This window comes from Nocardiopsis sp. CA-288880 (assembly GCF_050955985.1).
Lineage (GTDB): Bacteria > Actinomycetota > Actinomycetes > Streptosporangiales > Streptosporangiaceae > Nocardiopsis > Nocardiopsis tropica.
In genome coordinates this window covers 6016226-6041834 of sequence record NZ_CP192105.1, presented here as the reverse complement: position 1 = coordinate 6041834, position 25609 = coordinate 6016226, and the positions used below count along the sequence as shown (strand labels likewise).

Sequence of the window (25609 nt, the reverse complement as noted above, 5' to 3'; positions counted from 1 at the left end):
CTGTCAAAGGTTGCGGGTCTGGTCACGTCGACGGCCCGGTCCGGAGGGAGCGGAGGGGCCGCGCCCAGGGCTGGGAGGACGCCCGCTCAGTCGTGTCTGGCGCCCTCGTGGTCGGCGTGGCCCGGCGGCTCCAGCTGCAGGGTGGAGTGCTCGACGTCGAAGTGGCCGGTCAGGCAGGCGTGGAGTTCGTCGAGCATTCTCCCGGTGTCCCGGAGGTGTTCCTCGGCGACCACCACGTGCGCCGACATCACGGGCACCCCGGAGGTGATGGTCCAGGCGTGCAGATCGTGGACGTCCAGGACCGCGGGGTGCCCGAGGAGGTGGTCGCGCACCTCGCTGAGGTCCATGCCCTCGGGGGTGGCCTCCAGCAGGATGTGCACGGCCTCGCGCAGCAGGGACCAGGCCCGGGGCACGATGACGGCGGCGATGCCCAGGGAGACGAGGGTGTCGATCCGGCCCCACCCGGTCAGCCACACGGCGATCCCGCCGACGATGACGCCGACGGAGGCGAGGGCGTCGCTCATGACCTCCAGGTAGGCGCCCTTGACGTTGAGGCTGTCCTTGGCGCCCGAGCGGAGGACGAACAGCGCGGCGATGTTGGCGACCAGGCCGAACGCGGCGACGGCGACCATGCCCGCGCCGGACACCTCGGCGGGCGACCGGAGCCGGTCGACCGCCTCGACCACGATGAACCCGCACAGCAGGAACAGCACGAGCGCGTTGACCGCGGCGGCGAGGATCTCGGCGCGCTGGTAGCCGAAGGTCCGTCGGCTGGTGGCGGGGCGGGAGGCGATCCAGACGGCGGCCAGGGCCAGGGCCACGCCGAAGGAGTCGGTGACCGTGTGGCCGGCGTCGGCGAGCAGCGCCAGGCTGCCGCTGTACGCGGCGCCCACGACCTGGACGGCGGCGACGGCGACCATCATCGTCAGGACCAGCGCGAGCCTCCTGCTGTTGGCCGCGCCGGCGGTGATCGCGTGTCCGTGCCCGTGCCCGTGTCCCGCTCCCACGGCGCCTCCCTCTTGTCCGCGTCGTCCCGTGACCTCGGGCGCCGTGTGCGACGGCGCCCCATAGTTCAGCCTTCACTGTTTATACAGCCAAGGCTGTCTATACAGCAAACTATGTACAATGGTTTTCATGTTGACCTCCGAGCAGCGCCTGTCCGCCATCCACCGGCTCGGGCGCGCGCTGTCCGATCCGACCCGGTCCCGCCTCCTCCTGGCCCTCCTCGAGGGGCCGAACTATCCGGCCGGACTGGCCGACCAGCTCGGACTCACCCGGCAGAACGTCTCCAACCACCTCGCCTGCCTGCGCGACTGCGGGCTGGTGCACACCCACGCCCGCGGCCGCCAGGTCAGCTACGAGCTGGTGGACGCGTCCCTGGCGCACGCGCTGGAGGACCTCCTGCGCGTGGTGTGGGGGACCTCCCAGCCGCACGAGCCCCTGGAGGAGCACCGGGCGGGCTGAGTCCCACCCCTTCAGGATGCCCCGGCGGGCCCCGCTCTCCCGGTTGTCCACAGGCCGTTTTCGCGAAGGCGTCGCGTCCCCGGTCGCGGCGTCTTTTTTGGTGGACCGGAAATCGTGGCTGTGATGTCCCTTACAAGAAACCGGGACCTGCGACCGCGGGAAGGCCCACCTCACCCCCGGGGGACTCCGACTTACGGCGGACGTCCCTAACTTTGGTCAGGGATCGACCCTGACAGAAGACTGACGCGCCCCTGAGAGTCCCCTGAACCGGGCGGGGTTGGCGGATCTTCCGATATAACGCGACGTATTCTGAATCGTGCGCCAGGCGGATGCTCCCCCTGTGCCGCACGTCGCGAACGCACAACCTGCGTCCCCACCAGCACCACACGTTCGAGGACCGGTCACCAGACCGCAGTGACGGCGTGCCCGCCCGACGGTCGTCGGAAAGCGCTCGACCACCACACCACGGTCTGCTCCCGTGGTCAGCAGCGAACTAGGAGCGAAAACCTCTCATGTCCAGATCGGCCACAAGGGCCCGTGGTACGGGCCGTCCCCCGGCAGGGACCGCCGCCCGCCGCTCGGAAGGGGCCACGGTATGAACCGCCTCGCGGTCATGTCGCTCAAGAACCGGGCGCTGGTCCTGCTCGTCACCCTGGCCGTCCTCTTCTTCGGAGTCCTCGCGGCCGCTTCTGCCAAGCGGGAGCTCTTCCCGGAGATGTCCCTCCCGATGGTGATGGTCTCCGGCACCTACCAGGGCGCCTCGCCCCAGGTCGTGGAGAACCAGGTCACCGAGCCCCTGGAGCAGGCCGTCCAGGGCGTGGCGGGCGCCACCACGGTGACCTCCACCTCCAGCACCGGCTCATCCCAGGTCACCGTCGAGTTCGACTACGGCTCCGACCAGGACGACCTGGTGCGCCAGACGCAGATCGCGGTCGACCAGATCTCCGGCATGCTCCCCGAGGACGTCAGCACCAGCGTCATGTCCTTCAGCACGGACATGATGCCGGTCGTGATGCTCGCCGCGGGCGCCGAGGACGGCGACGACCAGTCCATGGTCGAACCGCTGGAGACGCACCTCGTCCCCGAGATCGAGTCCCTTCCCGGCGTGCGCTCGGCGATGGTCACCGGGGCCATGGGCTCCGACGTCGTCGTCAGCCCGGACGCGGACGAGCTCGCCTCCGCGGGACTGTCCCCCCAGGACCTCACCCAGGCCCTCCAGTCGAGCGGCCTGCTCCAGCCCGGCGGTGACATCGACTCCGACGGCCGCACCCTGAGCGTGACCACCGGCGAGCAGTTCTCCTCCGTCGAGCAGATCGAGGACGTCTGGGTCCAGCCCTCGGCCGCCGCCGGCGACATGTCCGCCGCGGCGCCCGGAGCGCCCCCGGCGGCCCCGCCCGCCCCGGTCCAGATCTCCGAGGTCGCCGACGTCGAACTCGTCCAGGACGAGGCCACCACGCTGGCCCGCGTCAACGGCGACCCGAGCATCGGCGTCATGGTCATGGCGACGCCCGACGGCAACACCGTCGAGGTGTCCGAGGGGGTCCAGCGGATCCTCGACGAGCAGGCCGACGTCCTCGGCTCGAACATCGACATCAGCGTGGTCTTCGACCAGGCCCCCTACATCAACGAGTCGATCCTCGCGATGGTCGAGGAGGGCGGCATGGGCCTCGTCGCCGCCGTCGTCATCATCCTCGTCTTCCTCCTGTCGATCCGCTCCACCCTGGTCACCGCGGTGTCCATCCCGGTGTCGGTCCTGATCGGCTTCCTCGGGATGCAGGCGTTCGGGTTCAGCCTCAACATGCTGACCCTCGCCGCCATCACGATCTCCATCGGGCGCGTGGTCGACGACTCCATCGTGGTGCTGGAGAACATCCGCAGGCACCTCGACTACGGCAAGGAGCGGATGGAGGCCGTCCGGACCGGTGTGCGCGAGGTCGCCGCCGCCGTGGTCTCCTCCACCCTCGCCACGATCGCCGTGTTCCTCCCGCTGGCGTTCGTCGGCGGCATGGTCGGCGAGCTGTTCATGCCGTTCGCGGTCACCGCCAGCCTCGCCCTGGCCGCCTCGCTGATCGTCTCCATCACCCTCATCCCGGTGCTCTGCTACTGGTTCATGCGCCCCAAGGACATCGGGGACGCCACCCAGGAGGAGATCGAGCAGGAGGAGAACGAGCGCGAGCGCAAGGGTGTCCTCCAGCGCGCCTACCTGCCCGTCATCCGGTGGATCACCACCAAGCGCAAGGTCGCCACGATCACGACCCTGCTCGCCTCGGCCGTCATCTTCGCCGGCACCGTTTTCATGGCCACCAACCTCGAGACCGACTGGATGGGGCAGTCCGAGGAGAACTCCTACGCGATCGTCCAGGAGCTGCCCCCGGGCACGTCCCTGGAGGAGGCCGACGCCGAGGCCGTCAAGGTCGAGGAGGCCCTGGCCGGGTTCGCCTGGGTGGAGTCCTACCAGACCAACGTCGGCGGCGGGGGCATGGCCGGCATGATGGGCGGCGGAGGCAGCAGCCAGGTCGACTACACGGTCACCGCCGACCCCGACACCGACCAGGCCCGCAACCGCGACGTGCTCCGCGACACCCTCGCGGACCTGGACACCGAGTACGAGCCCATCCTGAGCAGCATGGGCGCCATGGGCGGCTCCGGCATCGAGGTGCAGGTCAGCGCGGACGACCAGGAGGTCCTCACCGAGGCCACCGGCATGGTCGAGGACGAGCTGAGCGCCATCGACGGCACCGCCGACATCACCAACAGCGTCGCCGAGGAGCAGTCCTCGCTGGAGGTCAGCGTCGACGGCGAGGAGGCCGCGGCCGTCGGCCTCACCGAGGCGGCGGTCGGCCAGCAGGTCTCCGCGGCCTTCAACGGCCAGAACGTCGGCACCGTCACCCTCGACGACACCCGCCGTGACCTGGTGGTCCGCTTCGACGAGGCCCCGCAGACGGTGGCCGACCTGGAGGACCTGCCCGTCATGGGCGCGACCGGGGCCGTCCCGCTGTCCGACGTGGCCACGGTCGAGGAGGTGCTCCAGCAGCCGGAGCTCACCCGGATCGACGGCATCACCAGTGCCACCGTGTCGGCGAGCGTCACCGCCTCCGACCTGGGCGCGGTGAGCGCCTCCATCACCGAGGCCCTCGACGGGCTGGACCTGCCGGAGGGCGCCTCGGCGACCCTGGGCGGCGTCAGCCAGGACCAGTCCGAGGGCTTCGCCTCGATGATGCTGGCGATGCTCGCCGCGGTCGTGATCTGCTACCTGATCATGGTCGCGACCTTCAAGAGCCTGCTCCAGCCGCTCATGCTGCTGATCTCGATCCCGTTCGCGATCACCGGCTCGCTGGGCCTGCTCCTGATCACCGGGAACCCGCTGGGCATCGCCGGCATGGTCGGCATGCTGATGCTCATCGGCGTGGTCATCACCAACGCCATCGTCCTGATGGACCTGATCAACCAGAACCAGAACAACGGGATGCCGCTCAGCGAGGCGATCGTGGAGGGTGCCCGCCACCGTCTGCGGCCCATCCTCATGACGGCGCTCGCCACCATCGCGGCACTGACCCCGATGGCCCTGGGGATCACCGGCGGCGGGGCGTTCATCTCCGCGCCGCTGGCGATCGTGGTGATCGGCGGCCTGCTGACCTCGACCGTGCTGACACTGGTCCTGGTCCCGGTCCTCTACCAGCTGGTGGAGTGGTCCAAGCAGCGCCGTGCCGCGCGGAGCGCGGAGCGCGCCGAACGGCGCCGCGCCCGCAAGCGCAAGGCCGCGGGGGGTGCGCCCGAGGGGGGCACGTCCGGGTCCGAGCGGACCGAGGAGCGGGTCGGCTCGTAGCCGCAGGCTCCACAGGGGCGCCCCGCGCGACGCGCGGGGCGCCCCTCGCCGTTCGCGGTACCGCCTCGCGGGGGGCGACCGGCGCCCGGGGCCCGTGGATCCCGGTACCACGGGGACCGGGGAGGACCGGTGCCGACGGGGCCCGCCGGAACGCCGGCGGGTCCGTCGTGCAACGTCTGCCCAGGGGAAACCGGGTGATGTCACCGAAATGCCTACTATGTAGGACTTATCGGTCGTCCCTCTCCGTCACCGGAGCGGCGATTTGTGCAATCCGCGCACTACAGGCAGGCTGCGACACATGGCAGAAACGAACAAGAGCCTCGACGACCTGGTCCGCGACGAATTGGGCGAGGAGCCGTCGCAGGAGGCGAAGGACTACGCGCGCGAACTCTACGAGCGGTACCGGCTCCCCGCGCCCACCGAGGGCGGTGGTGCGCAGGAGCAGCAGGGGGCCGGCACCGAGGGGTGACGGCGGGCCCGCGCCCGCGGGCGGCCGGGGCGGCGTGACGGAGCGGCCGCCCGCCCGAACCCCTACTCCGCCGCCGCGTCCACGGGGTCGGCGTCGCAGTCCCACACCAGCTCGAACCAGACCCTGCGCCCCATCCCGTCGGCGCGGGGCTCGGTTCCCCACTTGCTGGACAGCGCCTCGACCAGGTCCAGGCCGCGGCCGTGCTCGGCCGTGTCGTAGGGGTCCCGGTGCTGGGGTTGCGGCGCCTCCACCCTGTTCCCCAGGTCCCGCACCTCCACGCGCGCCCACCCGGGGGCGAGGTGGACGCTGACCTCGAACTTGCCGGTCGCCCGGCCCGAGGCGCTGTGCGTGATGGCGTTCGTGGCGAGCTCGCTGGTCAACAGCGTCGCCGTGGTGAGCTCCGGTGAGGCGGCCAGCTGCCGGGCGACGAACCGCCTCGCGTAGGCGATCTGGCTCGGCAGCCCCGGGAACCGTCGCCGCGCGGGTCTGCGGGCGGTGCCGGTGCTGTGGGGTATCTCGTCTTCCATGTGATTCGCCGGACTGTGTAAGGGACTGGGCGGAGGGACCGGGGCCGGGAGTGCGTCCGGCGACGGGGGACGGGTCCTGTGGGCGGGGCCGTGCGCGTGGCGCGCGACGAGGGGTCCGAGAGAGCTCTGGGATGCTGCGGTCTCACACATTGGGTTCGCTCCCCGATGACGTGTGTTCGCGGCGGGCAGGGCAACGCAGCGCCGGGTCCTCGAGGCGTCCGTGCCCGTGGGGACGGGTCACGGCGCGGAGCGGACGCACAGGGCGGAGCCCCCTGGAGCAGGGAGGGAAGCGGGACTGTGCCACGACTGCGCAAGGGCGGCGACAGGCGTTGGGTGAGAAGCCGCTTGGCTTCCCTGGGGACGGTGGTGGGGCCTGGGGCGGGCCGTGCTGCATGCTCATGTCTGGTAGCGGATGTGCCCTACGACACTGAAGGGCGTATTCGCGATCAGCATACGCTCTGTGCCTCCCCGGAAACCCAGCCGACCTGGCTTGGCCAGGATAACCCCCGCTGAGCTGCCCGAAGAGGGCGTTCGGCCCGACGGGGCGGGTGGGCGGGCGCGCCTATCGGCGGGGATTCGTGACTCGTGGGACTCGAGAGCCCAAGTAACGATTACGTCAAGCTCTCCCCGATCTCGGTGCCTCCCGCGGTCTTGCGTCCGCCGTGTCCGACCCGACAAGGTATGGGGCATGGCCTCCCGCTCCCCGCTTCCCCCCGGCCTCGGTGTCGAGATCGACCGCTCCGTCCGCCTCGCCGACGAGGGGCACCTCCTCCTGGGCGGCTGCCCGCCACGGGCCGTCCGCCTCGCCCCGGCCCAGGTCAGCGCGCTGATCCGCTGGCTGAGCGGCGCGGTCCCCGCCGGAGCGGACGAGGGCCTGCTCGCCCGCGACCTGATCAGGGCCGGGCTCGCCCACCCCCGTCCGCTGCCCCTCCCGCCGGGGCGCACCGCCGAGGTGGCCGTCGTCGGCCAGGCGGGTCCCGCCGCGCTGGAGACCACGCTCGGCCTCCTCGCCGCGTCCCACCCGGAACTGCGGCCGGTCGTCGTCGGAGCCACCGGGGCCTGTGCGTGGACCGCGCGCAGGCACGGAGCCCGGGTCGTGCCCGGCCCGCCCGGGGGCGCGCAGGCACGGGCGGTGGCGCTGGGAGCCTGCTCCGCGGAGTTCGTCGCCCTGGTCGAGGCGGGGGCGCGTCCCACCGCCGGATGGCTGGACACCGCCCTGGGGCATTTCGCCGACCCCGGGGTGGCGGCCGTGGTGCCCCGCGCGCTCACCGACCGGCCCCGGACCCCCGGCCCCCTGGGCCGGGCGGTGGCGGCCGTCGCCGCCCACGGGGCCGGGCCCGACCGCGGCGCCGACCCCGGGGCCCTCCTCCCCTGGGGGCACGGGACCCCCGGCCAGGCGCGCCCGGGAGCCTTCGGCGACCAGGGCTCCGACGATCCGCTGCGTCCCGTCCCGGTGCTGGTCGTGCGCCGCTCCGTCGCCGACCTGGACCCCGAGCTGGGGCCGGCCGCCGAACTCGACCTCCTGTGGCGCCTCGCCGGAGCCGGGTGGTCGGTGCGCTACGAGCCGAGGTCCCGTGTGCGGATGCCGCCGACCACGGACATGGGGGACTACCTGCGCGCGTGTTTCACCTCCGGTGCGATCGCGGGGCCCCTGGCGCGCCGCCACGGAGGACGGGCCGCCGGGCCCGAGGTCTCCTGGCCCGGGGCGGCCGCCCTGGCTTTGGCGGCGTCCGGACGCCCCGGCGCGGCGCTGGCGGTCGGGGCCCTGGGCGGCGCGGCGGTCGCGACCGCGGTCTGCGGCCGGGAGGGCGCCCCTCTGGCGGAGGCGGTGAGGCTGACGGGGCTCGACCTGGTGCGCACAGCCGGGGCGGGTGCGCGCGCGGCGCGGGCCGGTTGGTGGCCGGCGGCCGTCGCCGCCGTGGTCGCCGGCACGGTGGCGCGGGGACGCCGCGGGGCGGGCGCGCGGCGGTCCTCCCGGTCGCGCCGGGGCGCCCGGATCGCGGCGGTGTCGGGGGCGGCCCTGGTCCTGCCGCACCTGGCGGCATGGCGGAGGGGGAGGGGCGTGGCCCTCGCGGGTCCGGTGACCTGGACGGTCCTGGGAGCCGCGGGCGACGCCGCCCGCTCGCTGGGCGCCTGGCGGGGGATGGCGGGGGCGCTCTCCGCGGCTCCCCTGGTGCTGCGGCCGGTGGCGGTGGCGGCCGGGGCCGCGCCGTGGGCGCCCGCCCCCGAGGGGGCCGGGGCGGCCGCCGTTCGGGAGAGCGTGCCCGCCCTCGTCAGCCGTCACTGACTTTCGCTACCCAGGGTGAGGGGCCTCGCCTTCGCGCGTCCGCTGTGCCCTGCGCGCGGGACACGGCGGGCAGGGGCGTTCGGTACGCGTTCGCCTGTAGGAGGAGTCAGGGTTTCGTGTGTGTTACTAACTATTGATGTTTGATGGCGCATTTGTGGTGATATGTCCAGTTCGAGGGCTTGAATGTTGTTTCATTCGGGATCCTCTGGAGTTTATTTTTGCAGGTCAGCTGGTGTATTGGTAACTGTGTGGAGTCGTCGGGAAGCTGTGTGTGTAAAGATTGACAAAACGGATGCATCCGGATGGTCGAATGGGCACCGTTGTCTTTTCTTGATGGAGTGGTTACCGTCGAGTGTCTAGTGCTCCCGCAGACTCTTGACATTCCGGTCACTGATCGTGAACCGGATGCAATTGTGTTTTGGTAGTCACCGGGAGTAACCCCCACCGGTGGTCGCAGGAACGTGAAGGCCCAACGGCGGCACCCGCCGCGCCCCTCCGATCCGTGACCCTCGGTGCTCTCAGTCACGACCGCGCACAAGGGACAAGCGTCGGGCTCGGCTGTGAGGTTCGGAGATAGTTTTGGGCAAGTTCCTGGCCAGGCGGCTGCTGAACTACGTCGTGCTGATCTTTCTCGCGACGAGTTTCGCCTACCTGCTCGCCGCAACCAACCTCTATCCGCGCGGCTATTTCGAGCAGATGCAGCCCCCGCCCACGGCCGAGGTCATCAACGCCCAGCTCGACACCCTCAACCTCAACGACGAGACGCCCCTGGCCGAGCGCTACGCGGTCTGGTTGGGCGGTGTGGTCCAGGGGGACTTCGGGCAGAGCATCCAGGGGCGTGACGTCACCCCCCAGATCTGGATGAAGGCCGGCGTCACGCTGCGCCTGATCACGTTCGCCACCGTCCTGGGCGCCGCCGTCGGCATCGCCGTCGGCGCCTACTCCGCCGTACGCCAGTACAGGCGCTTCGACAAGGCCTCCACGGCAGTCGCCTTCTTCGTCCTCTCCGTGCCCACCGTGGTCATCGCGATCAGCGTCCAGGTGGGCGCGACCGCCATCAACGACCTCGTCGGCTTCCAGCTGCTGATCTTCTCCGGCGAGTACTCGGCGGGCTTCCGGGGCGAGTGGTGGCAACTCCTGCTCAACCGGATACACCACGCGCTGCTGCCCACGATCGTGCTCGCCCTCTCCCTGTTCGCGGCCTTCGCGCGCTACCAGCGCAACATGATGCTCGACGTGCTCAACGCCGACTTCGTGCGCACGGCCATGGCCAAGGGGCTCACCCGCAGGAGAGCGCTGTTCAAGCACGCCCTGCGCACCGCGCTGATCCCCACGATCACCTACTTCACCTTCACCTTCGGGATCATGGTGTCCGGCGCGACCTTCACCGAGAAGATCTACGGCTGGCACGGCATGGGCGCCTGGCTGATCGACTCGATCTCCCAGCACGACGTCCACGTGGTCGCGGCGGTCTCCTTCTTCATGGCGGTGACGGTCATGGCCGCCTCGTTCCTCTCGGACATCCTCTACGCCTGGCTCGACCCGAGGGTGCGGGTGTGATCGTGACCGGCCCCCGCACCACCCACGGCGACGCCCGCGCGTCCCGCCCCTCGACCGCCCCGCACACCACCGCGGCAGCCCGGCTGGAGACCACGCCATGAGTACGACCGAAACGAGCACGGAGCCCGCACCGGCACCGGCCGTGCCGCCGGCGCCCAACCGCCTGAGGGACATCGGGCGCCAGCTCCTGGGGACGCGGCGCGTCATCATCGGGCTCGGCATGCTCGTCCTGCTGCTGGCCGTCGCCTTCATCGGCCCCCTCCTGACCGGATGGGACGTGGGGGAGCGCGACTACACCTCCCTCATCGACCCGCCCTCGCCCGAGCACTGGATGGGCACCAACCGCACCGGCCAGGACGTCCTCACCCAGAGCACCGCGGGCCTGCAGAGGTCGCTGCTCATCGGACTCCTCGTCGCCCTGCTCTCGACGGCGGTCGCCGCTCTGGTCGGCTCCTTCGCCGGGTACTTCGGGGGCCTCACCGACCGCGGCCTCATGTGGATCGCCGACCTGGCCCTGGTCCTGCCCAGCTTCGTCGTCCTGGCGATCCTGTCCAAGCACTTCGTCGGCAACGGCGGCTGGCTGGTCCTCGTCATCCTGCTGGCCGCGTTCAGCTGGATGGTCACCTCCAAGATGGTCCGCGGACTGACCATCTCCCTGCGCGAACGTGAGTACATCCACGCCGCCCGGTACATGGGCGTCCCCCCGCACAAGATCATCCTGCGGCACATCCTGCCCAACATGTCGTCCCTGCTCATCGCGGACGCCACGATCGCCGTGAGCACGGCGATCATCGGCGAGACCGCGCTGAGCTACTTCGGCCTGGGCGTGCAGGCGCCGGACATCAGCCTCGGCGTGGTCATCGCCGACGGCTCGCGGTTCGCGACCACGGCGTGGTGGATGTTCATGTTCCCCACGCTCCTGCTGGTGGTCCTCGTGCTCGCGGTGAACATGATCGGGGACGGGCTGCGCGACGCCCTCGACCCGCAGTCCAAGTCGCGCCGCTCCTAGGGGGACAGCAACACATGAGCACCGAAACGGTCGCCGCCACCGACGTCGCCCGAGACGGGCGGACCGCGGACAGCCCGGTCCTGGAGGTCGCCGACCTCACCGTCACCTTCCCGGGGTTCGACGGCAACCCCGACGTGCACGCCGTCCGCGGCGTCAGCTACGCCGTCAGACGAGGCGAGGTCCTGGGCATCGTCGGCGAGTCCGGCTCCGGCAAGTCCGTCTCCTCGATGGCCGCCATGGGGCTGCTGCCCGAGCACGCGAGGATCACCGGCTCGGTCCTGCTGCACGGGGAGGAGATCCTCGGACTGGACGACCGGGCGATGGCCGCCAAACGCGGCAAGGTCATCTCCATGGTCTTCCAGGACCCGCTCTCCGGCCTCACCCCCGTCTACACCGTCGGCGACCAGCTGGCCGAGGCCGTCCTGGTCCACGACCCGAAGACCCCCAAGGCCAAGGCGCACGATCGGGCCGTCGAACTCCTCGACCTCGTCGGCATCCCCAACGCGGCCCAGCGCTACCGGTCCTTCCCGCACGAGTTCTCCGGCGGCATGCGCCAGCGGGTCATGATCGCCATGGCCATGGCCAACAACCCCGACGTCATCATCTGCGACGAGCCCACCACCGCGCTCGACGTCACCATCCAGGCCCAGATCCTCGACCTGCTCCGCACCGCGCAGAACGAGACCGGCGCGGCCATCGTCATGATCACCCACGACCTGGGGGTGGTCGCGGGCTTCGTCGACCGCGTCCTGGTCATGTACGCGGGCCGCCCCGTCGAGATCGGCACCGTCGACGAGATCTACTACAGCAGCCGCATGCCCTACACCATGGGCCTGCTCGGCGCCGTCCCCCGCATGGACCTGGACCGCCAGGGCGCCCTCGTCCCCATCAAGGGCACCCCGCCGTCGCTGTCCCACCTTCCGCCCGGCTGCCCCTTCGCGCCGCGCTGCCCCATCGCCCAGCCCGAGTGCGAGGCCGCCGAGCCCGAACTGCTCGCCATCGGCTCCCAGCCGAGCGCGGAGGCCATCCGGCTCGCCCACGCCGACGGCGGGACCGCGCCCGGGAGCACCGGGGTCCACGACACCGGCGTGCAGCGGGTGGCGTGCATCCGCTCCGGCGAGATCGCCGACCGGGGCTGGACCGCCCAGGACATCTACCCCGTCCCGGAGATCCCCGACGTCCCGGCCGCCGACGTCCCCCGCGAGGACCGGCCCGAGATGCTGCGGGTCGAGGGCCTGGTCAAGCACCACGCGCTCAACAAGGGCATGGTGTTCAAGCGGCGCGTCGGCACGGTCTACGCGGTGGACGGCATCGACTTCGACATCCGCGAGGGCGAGACCCTCGCGCTCGTCGGCGAGTCCGGCTGCGGCAAGTCCACCACCCTCATGCAGATCATGGACCTGGAGAAGCCCCAGAGCGGCTCCGTCTCCGTCATGGGCAAGGACGTGACCACGCTCGGCAAGAGCGGGCGGTTCGCGCTGCGGCGCGACATGCAGATCGTCTTCCAGGACCCCATGAGCTCCCTGGACCCCCGCATACCGGTGTTCGACATCATCGCCGAGCCCCTGCGGGCCCACCGGACCGGCACGGCCGAGGTCACCCGGCGCGTCTACGAGCTCATCCAGCTGGTCGGCCTCGACCCCGAGCACGCCACCCGCTTCCCCTCGGAGTTCTCCGGCGGCCAGCGCCAGCGCATCGGCATCGCCCGTGCCCTGGCGCTGGAGCCCAAGCTGCTGGTCCTCGACGAGCCCGTGTCCGCTCTCGACGTCTCCATCCAGGCCGGCGTCGTCAACCTCCTGGAGGAGCTCCAGGCCCGGCTGGGGCTCTCCTACCTGTTCGTGGCGCACGACCTGTCCGTGGTGCGGCACATCGCCGACCGCGTGGCCGTCATGTACCTCGGCCGGATCGTGGAGATCGGCGACACCCAGTCCGTCTACTCCAGGCCCGCGCACCCCTACACCCAGGCGCTGCTGTCCGCCATCCCGATCCCCGACCCGGAGAAGGAGCGGGCCCGCACCCACATCGTCCTCGACGGAGACCTGCCCAGCCCCGCCAACCCGCCCTCGGGTTGCAGGTTCCGGACCAGGTGCCAGAAGTTCATCACCCTCTCCGACACGGAGAAGGACGCGTGCGTGAACGTCGAACCGCAGATCCTCGCCACCAGCGGAGGAGACCAGGGCGCCGCCTGCCACTACGCGGAACGGCGCCAGGTCGTCTGACCCCCCGGCCCTTCGAGGCACCGCCGGCGCCGCCCCGCGCGCCGGCAGAACCACCCCCATAGGAGGAATCCCCATGCGAATCGGGAAGGCGCGCTATCTCGCCCCCGTCGCCGCCCTGGTGATGGTCGCCAGCGCCTGCGGCAGCGATGACGGAAACGATCCGGACGCCGCGCAGGAGGAGGTCGCCGCGCTACCCGCGTCCGACCTCAACGCCGCTCCGCGCGAGGACCTGCAGGAGGGCGGCACCTTCGTGTGGGCCCTCAGCGAGTACGAAGAACAGCACAACATGGTGCACGTCCAGGGCAACAAGGCCGAGGTGCGCCGTGTCCTGGGCGCCCTCATGCCGACCCCGACCCGGTTCGACGACGAGGGCGGCTTCGCCCCCAACGAGGCCTACGTCCTCGATTACGGGGTCAGCGACGACGGCCTGGAGGTCTCCTACACCCTCAACCCCGACGCGGTCTGGTCCAACGGCGAGCCCATCACCTGGGAGGACTACGAGGCCCAGGTCATCACCCGCAAGGGTGAGCGCGACGGCGAGTTCGAGGTCGGCTCCGACACCGGCTACAAGTGGATCGAGGACGTCGTCCAGGGCGAGGACGAGTTCTCGTTCACCCTGGAGTTCTCCCGGCCCTACGCCGACTGGCCCGCCCTCTTCGACATCGTGTACCCCAAGGAGTACATGGAGGACGAGGAGCTCTTCCTGGAGGGCTACGACGGCGAGATCCCCGTCACGGCCGGCCCGTTCGCGAACCCCGAGTTCGACGACGTCACCCAGCGCATCACGGTGACGAAGAACGAGGACTGGTGGGGCGAGCCCGCCATGCTGGACGAGATCGTCTTCACCCACGTGGCGATCGACGGCCAGGCGACCGCGTTCAACAACGGTGAGATCGACGCCTTCTACCTCGGCTACGACGCCGCCGCGTGGGAGCTCCTGAAGGACCGCGAGGGCACCTACTTCACCCGCGCCGTCGACAACGCCCACCGGTTCATCTCGCTGAACGCCGGCAGCGAGATGCTCCAGGACAAGAACGTCCGCCAGGCCATCTCCATGGCCGTCAACCGCGACACCATGGCCGAGGTGGCCCTGGGCGCCGTGGACTGGCCCATCACCGGCGAGGTCAACCGCCTGCTCCGCTCCAGCCAGAACGGCTACCAGGACAACAGCGACCCGGTCGGCACCTACGACCCCGAGGCCGCGGCGGCGCTGCTCGACGAGGCCGGCTGGACCCTGGAGGAGGGCGCGGAGTTCCGCACCAACGAGGCGGGCGACACCCTGACCCTCGGCTGGGTGGCCTCCGAGAACATGCAGCTGGCCAAGGACGAGGGCGACATCGCCCGCGAGATGCTCGCCGAGATCGGCGTCGAGGTGGACGTCCAGAACGTTCCCGGCAACGCCCTGTTCTCGGACTACGTCATCCCCGGCAACTACGAGATGGCCAGCTTCGTCCTGACCGGCTCCAACCCCTACCCCACCGACACCGAGGGCAACTACAGCGGCCCGGTCGACGAGGCGGGGGAGGAGTGGGGCAACAACACCAGCTTCCACTCCACCCAGGAGATCAACGACCTCTACGAGGAGCTGGCCGGGGAGACCGACCCGGACCGCTACGCCGAGATCGCCAACCAGATCGACGCCGCCATCTGGGAGGAGGTCCTCACCATCCCTCTGTTCGAGCGTCCCGGCCAGTACGCGATGGACGAGAACCTGCGCAACTGGGGCGCCTACGGCGTCGCTGGCAGCTACGTCTACGAGGACATCGGCTGGCTCGCCGAGTAGCCTCCGCGACGGCACCGCCCACGGCGGGCTGAGCAGCCGCTGCTCCGAGCGCCGAAGGACACCCGGGCGCCGGTCCCCGACAGGGGGTCGGCGCCCTTCGCCGTGTCCCGCGGCGCACACGGGCCGGGCGGCAAGCCCCGTGCACACGGGCCGGGCGGCAAGGCCCGCGCACCAGGGGAACCGGGCCCTGGGTTGGGTCTGCGAACCCCGCTGTGGCAGGGTCGGGGGTGCAACCCCCCGCCCCCCGTTACCCCGCTCGCTGGAAAGCTCTCGATGAGACCTCACCCCATCCCCGCCGCGGCCGCGGCGGTGCTGCTCTGCGCGGCCCTCGTCTCCTGTACACGTCAGGAGGAGGAACCCCGGGACGCCGTCGAGCCCCCCGTCGGCGCGGCCGTCGAGCCGCAGACGGAGGAGGCCGACGAGTCGAGTCCCCCGCCCTCGGAGGAACCCGGGGAGGAGGACCCGTTCGGCACACCGGTGGGCTGGGCCGGCGAGCCCCTGGAACGCGACGGCGAGGACCACCCCGGCGTCTCCGGCGGAGCGGGGGGCGAGACCGTCACCGCGTCCGACGCGGACGAGCTCTCCGACCACCTCTCCGACGAGGAGCCGCTCACCATCGAGGTCAGCGGACGCATCGACCTGGACGGGGCCGTCGAGGTCGGCTCCGACAAGACGCTCGTGGGCGTGGGGGACGGCGCCGAGCTCACCGGAGGAAGGCTGGTCGTCGACGGCTCCAGCAACGTGGTCCTCGCCAACCTGGCGCTGGAGTCGGACGGGACCGCGGTGGCGGTCCGCGGAGGGGCGCACCACGTGTGGGTGGACGGCTCCACCCTCACCGGGGGCGACGGCGGCGCCGCCCTGGTCACCGTCACCGGAGGCGCCGACAACGTCACCCTGTCCTGGAACCACTTCCGCGACGCGGAGTCGGCCATCGGCATCGGGGGCGAGGACGACGAGCCCGGCGCCCTCCGCGTGACCGTGCACCACAACTACTTCGACGGGACCTCCGGCCGGCACCCGAGTGCCCGGTCCGCCGAGCACGTGCACGTGTTCAACAACTACTACCGGGCCAACCCCGAGTACGGCGTGCGGTCCACCCACGACGCCAACGTGCTGGTGGAGGGCAACTACTTCGACGGCACCCCGGTCTCGGTGGCGCCCGAGGACGAGGAACCGGGCAACGTCGTCACCCGCGACAACCTGCTGGTCGACTCGGCCCAGCCCGACCTGCGCGGCGCCGTCCCCGACCCGCCCTACACCTACGAGCTCGACGACACCGCGACGGTCCCCGACGTGGTGGCTGCGGGAGCGGGCGCCGACACCCCGTAGCCGCGGGGGACCGGCGCCGGGCCCCGGGGCGGGGCAGTACCGGGGCCGGGGCCCGGCGCGCGCCCGCTCCCGGGGCTCAGCTGAACGAGTGGTACTCGTAGCTCTCCGCGAAACCGCCGGGGGCCCGGTAGTCGAGTCTGCGCGGATATCCCTGCTCGTCGATCCACAGCTCGAACTCGGCGTTCGGCACGAGGGTGAGGGTGTTGACCCCGCCGTCCTTGTCGTAGCCGCCCACCTTGGCGGAGAAGGTCCCGGTGTAGAGGTAGGCGCTGTGGGTGCTCCGCTGGCCGGGCCACCGCAGGTCCACCTCCTCCAGGCCGACCAGGGCCAGGTCGGGGGAGGTTTCGAGGATCTCGTGCAGCTTGGCCGAGCCGAACCCCCGAGAACACAGGTAGCCGTCGGCCTCGCTCGGCGGATCCAGGAGCTTCAGCCCCCGGTCCGCCGTCATCATGAGCTGTCCGTCGCCCACGTCGTAGCGGTAGACGCTCTGTCCCTCCGTCGTGGTGAAGAAGTGGTCGAACTCCGGCTCGGCCGTGGCGTCGTACATGACGCGTCCGCGGCCGGAGGCCACGTTCGGGTACGCGGGCGCCGCCGGGACGGCCCCTGCGGCACGCTCGGCGGAACCCCCCGAGGCGGGCAGGACCCGGGGCGCCCTCCGCTCCTGGACGGGCGCCTCGGAGCCCTCACCGCCTTCCGGGCCGTCCGGGCGCTCCCGGCCCTCCGAGGCCTGCGAGCCCTCCGGTACGGCGCTCCCGTCGTCGACGGTGAAGGTGATGTGGAAGGCGGCCGAGTCCTCCACCAGGCCCGCGGCCACCGCGACGTAGGATTCGGCGTCCTCCGGGTCGGCCTCCGAGGAGGGGGCGCCCGTCCGGGGCGGCCGCGACTCGGGACCGTCCGCGACCTCCAGCGGCCGCAGGGGGTGGCCCAGCGTGAGCCGGGCCACCCCCCAACCGCTGGCGATCACGGCGAGGCAGACCACGACCACGAGCACGGACACCAGCCAGTTGGGGCGCTCTCCCCCCTCCGGCGGCGGGTCCTCGGAGTCGGAGGTGCGCGGTATCGACGGCATCGACACGGCCTGGGCCTCGTTTCTGCGAATCGGAACGCGCCCGCCAGGGCACGGAGGGGGACGGCGGCGCATCTTCGTCAGCTGGCGTCGTCGGGTTGCGTCTGCGGGGGGTACGACGCGGTGACGCAGTGTTCTGTTCGATGGTCGCATGCACGTAATCGCTCCCCGCATCGGCGAACCGGAGCACCCAGTCCAGGTGCGGCGCCTCCAGGGCCGGCTCCAGGAAGCCGAAGGTGGGGGTCCGCGACAGCCTCCGCAGGGCCTCCTCCGACGCGTGCTCCCACAGCGCCCGGACCGCTGCCCGGGCCGCGCCGGTCGCGGTGAAGGAACGGCTGGAGAAGAGTTCGTGCAGCTCATCGGCTTCCAAACGGAGAACGGTCGCTTCGAGTACCTCCGATTCCAGCAGTCCCAGGAGCGCCAGCGCACAGTCGACGCGGGCCACGGGGTCGGGAACGAGCGCGCCCCGCGAGCAGCGCAGGACGGCTTCGGCCGCGGCCACAGGATCCAGCGTCCAGTCACCGTCCGGTAGGCGTTCGTGGCCGATTGTGGCCTCGTCGTTATGGTCCGGTCCGATCGCTCCGCCGCTCCCGGGGAGCCCGTGGCGGCCGGTCCCGCCCGCACCGGGCTCTCCGCCGGAGCGACCGCCAGGAGGGGCCGCCTCCCCGGGCGGAGCCTCCGGGGCCCGGCCCAGGGCCGCGTGCACGGCGCCGCGGACCTGTCCGGGCAGTCCCCGGACCGGCGCCTGGACCACGACCGCCACCACGGCGGCCACCGCGACCAGCAGGGCCGTGTACTCGATCACGGCGTTGCCCCGGTCCACGTCGACTCTCCTCTCTCCGGTCGGGGACGGCGGGGGTACCGCGGGCGGCCCCGGGGACGCCGCGGGAGGGGCGCGGGCGTCGGGCACCGCGCGGGACACCCGGGGCTCAGGGCTCCGGGGGAGTCACCAGCAGGGGAGGCCGTGCCGCGTAGGCGCGGATCTTCCGGCGGACGCGGCGCAGACGGTGCGGGGGACACGACCAGCCCCGGCGGACGAGCGTGTGCAGGAGGCGCCGCACCAGGCGGTCGGGGCGACGCCGGAGGTCGTGCACACCGACGGAGACCACCTCCCAGCCCTCGGCGCGCATCGCGGCGTAGCGGGCGCGGTCGCGGGCCAGGGACTCCCGCGAGGAGTGGAACTCCAGGCTGTCGTACTCCAGCGCCACCCCCAGGGAGGGCCAGCCGAGGTCGGCGTGGAACAGGCCCTCCGCGGTGGCGACCGGGCACTGGGGGACGGGAGGCGGCAGCCCCGCCTCCAGGAGCAGTACCCGTGCCCACGACTCGGCGGGGGACTGGCTCAGGGCACTGGAGTAGGACAGCGCGGAGCGGAGCCGGCGCAGCCGCGGTTGCGTCCGGGCCGCGAGGGCCGCTCGGGCCATCTCGTCGTCGGTGACCAGCCCCCGTGAGAGGAACCCGTCGAGACGGGCCGTGGCCACGAAGACCGAGGGGGCGCGTGCGGCGACGTCGGCGGCGGTCCTCGCCGGGGTGGTGATCCGGACGCCCTCCACCACGGTGGTGTCGGCGGGCGGCAGGACCTCCCTGTGGGCGACGACCGGGGCCCCGGCGGTGCTCACCCCCGGCGGTACCGACACGTGCAGCCGGGTGCGGGTGGGCCGGGCGCCGCGCGGGTACAGGTCCACGCCCCACACGTAGGCGGCGGTGACGTCGGCGGCGACGGCCGTGGCGGACACCGTGTCGAGGACGGGGGCGAGTGTGCGGAGGAGGGAGCGGTCGGGGAGGGCGACCCCACGGAGTGTCATACCTCCAGGCTGGACCGCGGGCGGAGGGGGGACAAGGGGGAGTTCGCGCCTGTGGACGACCGCGCCGCGCCGACTCCGGCGGAGGCGGCGGCCCTACTGCATGTTCCCCTCACCCGCGGCCAGGTGGATGTGGTCGACGTGGTCCTGCGTGTTGTTCCCGGTGTCCTGGTGGAAGCGGCGCACGCTCTCCCAGGGCCCCACCGGGTCGAAGGCCGCGTTCCAGATGTGGTGGTCGTAGATGATGCCCTTGACGCGCAGCTCCCTGGCCCGCGGGATGATCCAGTTGATCACCGTCACAGCGGTCTGGTGCATCTGCGGGGTCGGCACCGCGCCCAGGTCCGACACCATCATGTAGTCGACCGCCTGGCCGGTGTGGTGGTCGCTCCCCGGCTCCGTGCGCTGTCCGCCCGCGGAGATGTAGAACCCGCCGAACTCCTCCTGGAGGCGGTTGTGCGCCGCGCACATCGCGGGGTGGAGGGAGCCGAGCGAGGAGCAGTTCACCACGGCGCCGCCCCCGAAGTACGAGTCCGGGTCGAACCTGTACCGGCCCTCCTGGTCCACCAGGTGCACGGCGACCAGGCGCTTGGCCGACTCGACGTCGGTGACCGGCCCGCCGCCGCAGTCCATGACGCCGCCGTCCACGCCGCAGTCGTGGGGGACCCGGACGATCGCGATGGCCGAGGCGTTGCCGACCACGGTGTCGGTCTCGTCCTCGCTCCCGTCGCACACCACGTCGTTCCAGTGGCGGGACCCGTCCTCCTCCAGCTCCCTCTGGCAGACGGCGCCGCGCACCTCGACCCGCACGATGTTGCCGTACCGCCCGAGGCTGTTGTCGCTGGCGCGGATGTCGGTCAGGACCGCCCCGTTGGCCCGCGCGTACTCCTCGGCGCGTCCCTCGGCGACCTCCTCGTCGAACCACGGGTACGGGATGCCGCCCTCGACCATCTCCTGGGCGGCCTCGTCCTGCAGGGCGCCCACGGCGGCCAGCGCGGCGGCGTCGGCGGCCGTCTGGACCCGGGAGCGCGTGTCGTTGGCGGCGCCGACCCTGACGAACAGCAGGGTCAGGGCCAGCAGGGCCAGGGTGAGGCCGAAGAGCAGGAGGGTGTTGGCCTGTCCTTCGTCGTCGCGGCCCAGGAGGGGCCGGGGCCTCTTCCGGGCGGAGGAGGAGGGGAGGAGGGTCCGTCGCAGTCCCATGTGTTTTCCGTGGGTGGGGGCCTTCCCCGTGTGGGCGGGGAGCGGGGGCGGGTGTTCGAGGGGCCGGGAGCGCGTCGCGCGGGGCGTGCGTGCGAGCGCGTCCGGACAGTTGCCCTGCCGGGCGCAGCTTATCCGGGCTTGTCCATGATCGGTAGTCGCCTGTGGACGGAACCGCGTTTCACGCGACTCCGGAGGGGGTTTTCGTCCTTTTGATGTCGCCCTGGGCGGTGGAGGCGTGACCACACCTGGCCATCGGCGCGGGAGTTCGTCCACACCCGCCTGTTGCCCCGTTTCGCGGCGCTTGGCCTGGTAAGAAAGGAAACGCGGACCGACCGTCCCGCCGTGCCGACGGGTGTGCCCGGGAGGGATGCGGGGGCCGCGCCGGGCTCGCGCGCGGGTTTTTGTCGTGTGTTCGGCCAGAATCGGATTCCACCCGGAAGGATGTACACCGTCCGGAAGCCGCATACGGGGAACTTTCCCAACCCACACGGCAATCCACCCAAGAAATCCACGTGCCACATACAGGGCAACTAGAAGGCGAGAACATGAGCGCCCGAAAAGCGATGACGCCCGTTGAACAGGACGAATCCCTCCGCGGTCTGGGAGCGGACCTGCTGCGGACGGCCCCCGAGGACTGGGCCAAGTTCCGGCTCGTGTACTCGGGACTCGCCGACGCCGAGTCCGCCCACTTCGAGGTCATGTTCGACGGGGGCCGGAGCACCGGGTGGCTCCCGCCGCTGTCCGCCCTGGAGGTCCTGAGGGAGGTCCGCTCCGGCATGTACACGCACGGCAAGGGCACCTGGTACACGGCCTACTTCGAGTACGACCGGACCGGCCGGTACCGGGTCCGGTACGACTACGACAACGAGCCCTGGTTCGACGAGCCCCGGGACGCCGCCGACTACATGCTCGACCTGGAGTACTTCCCCCGCGACGACGAGCACCTCCCCGACTGGCTCATGGAGAGACTCGAGGGTGAACGGGTGCCCGACACGTCGGAGGCCTCGTCGCCCTGGAGCGTGTTCCGGAGCGCGCGCGTCACGCGGGAGACCAGGATCGCCCCCGGCGACATGTCGCCCGAGGAGATGATGGACACCGTCCAGGAGATCGTCGACCGCACGATCGAGTCCGTGTGGGGCGAGTGGAGCGAGATCGTCGTCGACTACAAGGGGCTCGTCGGGGTCTCCTCGGCCAGGGTCAGCGTGCGCACACCGGACGGCGGGACGGAGTGGGACCTCCTCCTGCCGGAGGCCGGCCGCCTGCTCGGCCGACTGAGGACGGGCATGTACCAGCCGGGCAAGGGGACGTGGTTCACCGCCCGCATCACGATCCAGGAGTCCCGGGAGATCGGGATCCACTTCGACCACCAGAACCCGCCGGAGTTCGACGTGGAACCCGACCCCCGCAGCTACCACCAGGACATGCGGTACTTCCCCCGCAGCGCCGACCACCTCCCCGACTGGCTCCTGGACCACCTGAGCGCCGCTCAGCGCCTGCTCCGCGCCGACGCGCAGGAGTAGCCGCGGCGTCCGCGGGCGGGCCCTGCCGTGACCCGCCCGCGGACGCCGTGCTCCGGTGGCGGCCGCGGCCCCAGGACACAGCCGCGCGTCAGCGCAGACGCCGGCCGACCGAGCCCCACAGGTGCACGTCGGCGACGGTGACCTTGAGGTCGCCCGATCCCACCGGCGTCACCGTCACCGAACGCAGGTACGGGCCACGGCTCCAGCGGCGCGCCGTGTGCCCGGGAACCTCCTCGGCCCTCACCCGGCCCATCGCGTCCGCGGGCCCCGCCAGGAGCCGCAGCTGCCACGTGACCCGCAGAGGGGACGCGCCGTTGTACTCCTCGCCCCGGAGCAGCGGCAGGCTCCCGACGAGGCGACCGCCCCCGGGGACGGAGGCCGTCCCCGGCCGGCTCCGCGGACCCTCGGCTCGCAGGGGGAAGCGCCGGCCCACGTCGGTGCCGCGCACCACCTCCACCGCGTACTCGGCACCCTCCGGCAGCGGGCCGTCCAGGTGCGCCTCGAACCGCAGACGCCTTCCGTGGAGTCCCGCCGGACGCACCCGTACCTCGCCCACCTCCAGGGACGGCGCGGACGGGGTCGTCAGCAGCCCCAGGCGGTCGTTGACCGTGTAGTAGGGCCGCACCCGTACCCCGCCCCCGTGCGGGGACTCCACCCGGTGCGCCGGGTACTCGATGATCTTCTTGTAGCCGGCCACCCCGGACAGGTGACGGCCCAGGGTGTACTCGGCGCCGTCGGACAGGACCAGCCGCATCTCCCACTTCTGCGACGTCCCCTCCCGTCCGCGCACCACCGTCTCCGGGTCGATCACCGCGGTGAAGAGGCCGTCGGCGGCCACCGGGGCCGAGAACTCCCGAGGGGCCTGCGGCGCCTCGCGGAGCCGCACGGCGAGTCTGGCCCGGGCGTCCGGCCCGCCCCGGCCCAGGACCCGCCCCCGCACGGTGATCAGCCCGTCGGCGACCTCCACGCGCTCCACCTCCGCGTGGTGGGCGGAGCGGCGCACGTGCAGCACCAGACGGCCCTTGCCGGAACGGGCGGGGACCACCAGGGCGAGCCGGTCGACGCCGTCGGCGGCCAGCGGGTAGCCGTGCTGGTGGATCTCGACGTCCTCGACGGGGCTCACCCGGCCCCCGTCGACCCGGCACACCTCCCACGTGCGCGCCGCCAGGCGGTCCCGCTCGGCGTCCACCACCACCTCGCCCCCGGGGCTAGGGGTCAGCGCGACCCGCTGTCCCGGGCGCACCAGCACCACCTCGTCGGGAGGGTCCGTGAACGAGAGCACGGCCGGGCCGTCGCCCCCCGCACGCACCCGGCACGCCGCCGGCGGCCCGGGCCGGGGAACGGGCGCCGCGGGCGCCGGCGCCCGCAGCGGCCGCCCGGCCAACTCGGAGAACAGCTCCTCGTGCAGGCGCACGACGTTGGCCGGGTCGAACCGCTCGGAACCCAGGAGGGCGGCCGCGGACATGCGGCGGCGGAGGCCGTCGTCGGCCATCAGTGTGGACAACCCCTCGGCGATGCCCGGGGCCGACCGGTTGGGCACCAGAAGCCCGTCCTCGCGGTCGCGGATGATCGACGCGGGCCCGTGCGGGCAGTCGGTGCTCACCACGGGCAGCCCCGACCGCATGGCCTCCACGATGGTCATCCCGAACGGCTCCTCGCTGGAGGTGACCGCCGCGAACGCGCCCTGGGCCCAGGCCTCCTCCACCCGCGGGTGCGGCCCCATCAGCCACACACGGTCCTGGAGGCCCAGCGAACGCACCAGCCGGACCAGCGACGCACGCTTGTCGCCGCGCCCGTAGATGCGCAGCGTCCATTCGGGGAACTCGTCGCCGACCATGGAGAACGCCTCCACCAACAGGTCGTGCCGCTTGCTGGGCGCCAGCCGCCCGGCGGCCACGATCGTCCGCGTGTTGTGGCCGTTGGTGGTGAACGGCGGGGCGGGCACCGAGTTCGGGATGGACAGCACCCGGACCCCAGGCATCGGCATGCGCTCCGCGTAGGTGCGCGCGTCGGCCTCGGTCACCGTCACGAACGCGTCCAGGCGGGGGTACTCGGCCTCCATCACCCGGCGCAGCGGTTCGGAGTGCTGGTCGTAGGTCAGGTGCTCCTGACCCACCTTCACCACCCGGCTCGGGGCGGCGCGGGCGATCACGACGTTCAGACCGGGCCGGGTCCCCACGACCACGTCGGCGTCCGTGGTGGCCAGGTACTCCTCCAGCCGGTCGTCCGTGAGCCGGCTGTGCGTGGACCCCCGGGTGTCCTCCTGCGGGAACAGCTCGGGCGGGAGCCCGGCCCGCTCGGCCCCCTCGTACAGGGGGCGCCCCTCCGCCCCGGCGCCGGGGCCCCGCCTGTCCTTGCGCACGTCGACGAGGGGCCGCAGGCGCACCCCGGACGGCACGGGCAGGGCGGGCTCGGCGCGGTGCCGGAACACCGAGACGATCTCGACCTCGTGCCGTGCCGACAGCGCCGCCGCCTGGTTGGCGACGGTACGGACGGTGCCGCCGATGCCGTACATGTCGTTGATCAGATAGGCGATCTTCACTGGCCCCCCGTGTTTCCGGCGCCGCTCGGCGTTCTCTCGCGCGGGAAGGCGCCGACCCCCGTCGACCACGCCGATCCGAGCCCCCCGGCAGGGAAAGGCGTGGGGAATGAACGCTCAGGCTATGGGTCCTATCCAAGTAGAAAGTACTTTATGTCGGATTGCTGCCTGAAGGTTTGCCGGTCACTGTGCGGCTTTTGCGCACACCACGGGTCGTCCGGGGAACGAGAAAGGCGCCGTCCCCCGGAGGGCGGGGGCGGCGCACAGGACGCTGGGCTCGGCGGACACGCGCCGAGGGCGGGTTCAGTAGGTGCCGGAACCCTCCCACTGCGCGAAGGCGCCGCAGGGCGAGTCGTAGGCGGCAGCGATGTAGCCGAGCCCCCAGGAGATCTGCGCCGACGGGCTCTCCATGTAACCGGCGGGCATCGAGCCGTGCCTGGCCGGGTTGAACCCGGCGATGCCGCTGTTGCCCGTCTCGGTGTCGACGACGGTGTGGTCCCAGCTGGAGATGGTGCCCCACAGGTTGCTCAGGCACTGCCATTCGCCGTCGGTCCACCCGGCGTCGGCGGACATGCGCATGGCGAGGCTCTGGTTCTCGGTGGAGGTGGGGTCGTCGCCGCTCCACTCGTACTGCTCGGGTTCCTCCGGACGGTCGGCGTCGACCCACGTCTCGTCGCCGCAGTCGGGCCCCTCGACCAGGCAGACCATCTGCCGGACCCCGCTGTTGAAGGTCTGGCTCAGTTCGAGCTGGTACACCGAGACCATGATCGCCGCGGCCAGTACGGTGACCGCCGCGAGCTCGACGAGAGCCGCGCCCCCGTCCTGTCCGGATCTTCGTGCCGGACGGAACCAGCGGGAGGCGCGTTCGATCCGGGCCCGCACGCGAGGCGGCCCGTGGCGTGCGCCCGAGCGTCCGGGCGGTCCGCTGGGGGAGGGCCGTCGGCTGCCTCCGGGGGCGGGGCGGTGGGGGGTGGGCAACGCCGTCTCCTACGGGTGTCCGGAAAGGGAACGTGAC

The 25609-nt window shown here is 71.9% G+C and carries 17 protein-coding genes; 10 read left to right on the top strand and 7 right to left on the bottom strand.

Features of this window, described 5'->3' with window-relative positions:
• Positions 1-86: 86 nt before the first annotated feature.
• A complete protein-coding gene (locus ACQPYD_RS26075; RefSeq protein ID WP_433698124.1) occupies positions 87-1007 on the bottom strand; it encodes a cation diffusion facilitator family transporter in 921 nt (306 codons plus the stop codon).
• 127 nt (positions 1008-1134) lie between these two features.
• On the opposite strand from ACQPYD_RS26075, the gene cmtR reads away from it, so the two are divergent.
• The 3 genes from cmtR to ACQPYD_RS26060 all read left to right on the top strand — a co-directional run bounded on the left by cmtR (position 1135) and on the right by ACQPYD_RS26060 (position 5759).
• The gene (gene cmtR / locus ACQPYD_RS26070) at positions 1135-1464 is read left to right on the top strand and encodes a Cd(II)/Pb(II)-sensing metalloregulatory transcriptional regulator CmtR (protein ID WP_344184550.1); all 330 of its coding nucleotides are present in this window, start codon (positions 1135-1137) and stop codon (positions 1462-1464) included.
• A 595-nt stretch (positions 1465-2059) separates the two neighbouring features.
• On the top strand, positions 2060-5290 hold the full coding sequence (locus ACQPYD_RS26065; RefSeq protein WP_433698123.1) for an efflux RND transporter permease subunit: 3231 nt from the start codon (positions 2060-2062) through the stop codon (positions 5288-5290).
• Between the two features lie 298 nt (positions 5291-5588).
• Positions 5589-5759 carry a hypothetical protein gene (locus tag ACQPYD_RS26060; protein WP_267946159.1) on the top strand — a complete coding sequence of 57 codons (171 nt, stop codon included), beginning with the start codon at positions 5589-5591 and terminating at the stop codon, positions 5757-5759.
• A 62-nt stretch (positions 5760-5821) separates the two neighbouring features.
• Here ACQPYD_RS26060 and ACQPYD_RS26055 read toward each other — a convergent pair whose 3' ends face one another.
• Positions 5822-6286: an ATP-binding protein gene (locus ACQPYD_RS26055; RefSeq protein ID WP_330160506.1), complete on the bottom strand. Its 465-nt coding sequence runs from the start codon at positions 6284-6286 to the stop codon at positions 5822-5824.
• A gap of 688 nt (positions 6287-6974) precedes the next feature.
• On the opposite strand from ACQPYD_RS26055, the gene ACQPYD_RS26050 reads away from it, so the two are divergent.
• The 6 genes from ACQPYD_RS26050 to ACQPYD_RS26025 all read left to right on the top strand — a co-directional run bounded on the left by ACQPYD_RS26050 (position 6975) and on the right by ACQPYD_RS26025 (position 16473).
• Complete coding sequence (locus ACQPYD_RS26050; protein ID WP_433698122.1) at positions 6975-8573, top strand: family 2 glycosyl transferase; 1599 nt, start codon at positions 6975-6977, stop codon at positions 8571-8573.
• Between the two features lie 579 nt (positions 8574-9152).
• Positions 9153-10133, top strand: coding sequence for an ABC transporter permease (locus ACQPYD_RS26045; protein ID WP_267946156.1), 981 nt, complete (start codon positions 9153-9155; stop codon positions 10131-10133).
• A 97-nt stretch (positions 10134-10230) separates the two neighbouring features.
• Positions 10231-11142 carry an ABC transporter permease gene (locus tag ACQPYD_RS26040; RefSeq protein WP_267946155.1) on the top strand — a complete coding sequence of 304 codons (912 nt, stop codon included), beginning with the start codon at positions 10231-10233 and terminating at the stop codon, positions 11140-11142.
• A 14-nt stretch (positions 11143-11156) separates the two neighbouring features.
• Positions 11157-13361, top strand: coding sequence for a dipeptide ABC transporter ATP-binding protein (locus ACQPYD_RS26035; protein ID WP_433698121.1), 2205 nt, complete (start codon positions 11157-11159; stop codon positions 13359-13361).
• A 73-nt stretch (positions 13362-13434) separates the two neighbouring features.
• Complete coding sequence (locus ACQPYD_RS26030) at positions 13435-15144, top strand: ABC transporter family substrate-binding protein (RefSeq protein ID WP_433698119.1); 1710 nt, start codon at positions 13435-13437, stop codon at positions 15142-15144.
• A 273-nt stretch (positions 15145-15417) separates the two neighbouring features.
• A complete protein-coding gene (locus ACQPYD_RS26025) occupies positions 15418-16473 on the top strand; it encodes a pectate lyase family protein (RefSeq protein WP_433698118.1) in 1056 nt (351 codons plus the stop codon).
• A gap of 76 nt (positions 16474-16549) precedes the next feature.
• On the opposite strand, the gene ACQPYD_RS26020 is transcribed toward ACQPYD_RS26025, so the two are convergent.
• The 3 genes from ACQPYD_RS26020 to ACQPYD_RS26010 form a co-directional block, all read right to left on the bottom strand.
• Entirely contained in the window at positions 16550-17542 is a 993-nt protein-coding gene (locus tag ACQPYD_RS26020; RefSeq protein ID WP_433698117.1) for a hypothetical protein, read from the bottom strand.
• A gap of 926 nt (positions 17543-18468) precedes the next feature.
• The gene (locus tag ACQPYD_RS26015; RefSeq protein ID WP_433698116.1) at positions 18469-19341 is read right to left on the bottom strand and encodes a hypothetical protein; all 873 of its coding nucleotides are present in this window, start codon (positions 19339-19341) and stop codon (positions 18469-18471) included.
• Between the two features lie 93 nt (positions 19342-19434).
• Positions 19435-20535 (bottom strand): pilus assembly protein TadG-related protein, encoded by a 1101-nt coding sequence (locus tag ACQPYD_RS26010; protein WP_433698115.1) that lies wholly within the window; start codon positions 20533-20535, stop codon positions 19435-19437.
• A gap of 545 nt (positions 20536-21080) precedes the next feature.
• On the opposite strand from ACQPYD_RS26010, the gene ACQPYD_RS26005 reads away from it, so the two are divergent.
• Positions 21081-22055, top strand: a complete 975-nt coding sequence (locus tag ACQPYD_RS26005; RefSeq protein WP_433698114.1) for a hypothetical protein — start codon at positions 21081-21083, stop codon at positions 22053-22055.
• A gap of 88 nt (positions 22056-22143) precedes the next feature.
• Here the strand turns inward: ACQPYD_RS26005 and ACQPYD_RS26000 are convergent, their stop codons facing one another.
• A complete protein-coding gene (locus tag ACQPYD_RS26000) occupies positions 22144-24597 on the bottom strand; it encodes a glycosyltransferase family 4 protein (RefSeq protein WP_433698113.1) in 2454 nt (817 codons plus the stop codon).
• A gap of 300 nt (positions 24598-24897) precedes the next feature.
• Entirely contained in the window at positions 24898-25572 is a 675-nt protein-coding gene (locus ACQPYD_RS25995) for a hypothetical protein (RefSeq protein WP_433698112.1), read from the bottom strand.
• Positions 25573-25609: the final 37 nt, after the last annotated feature.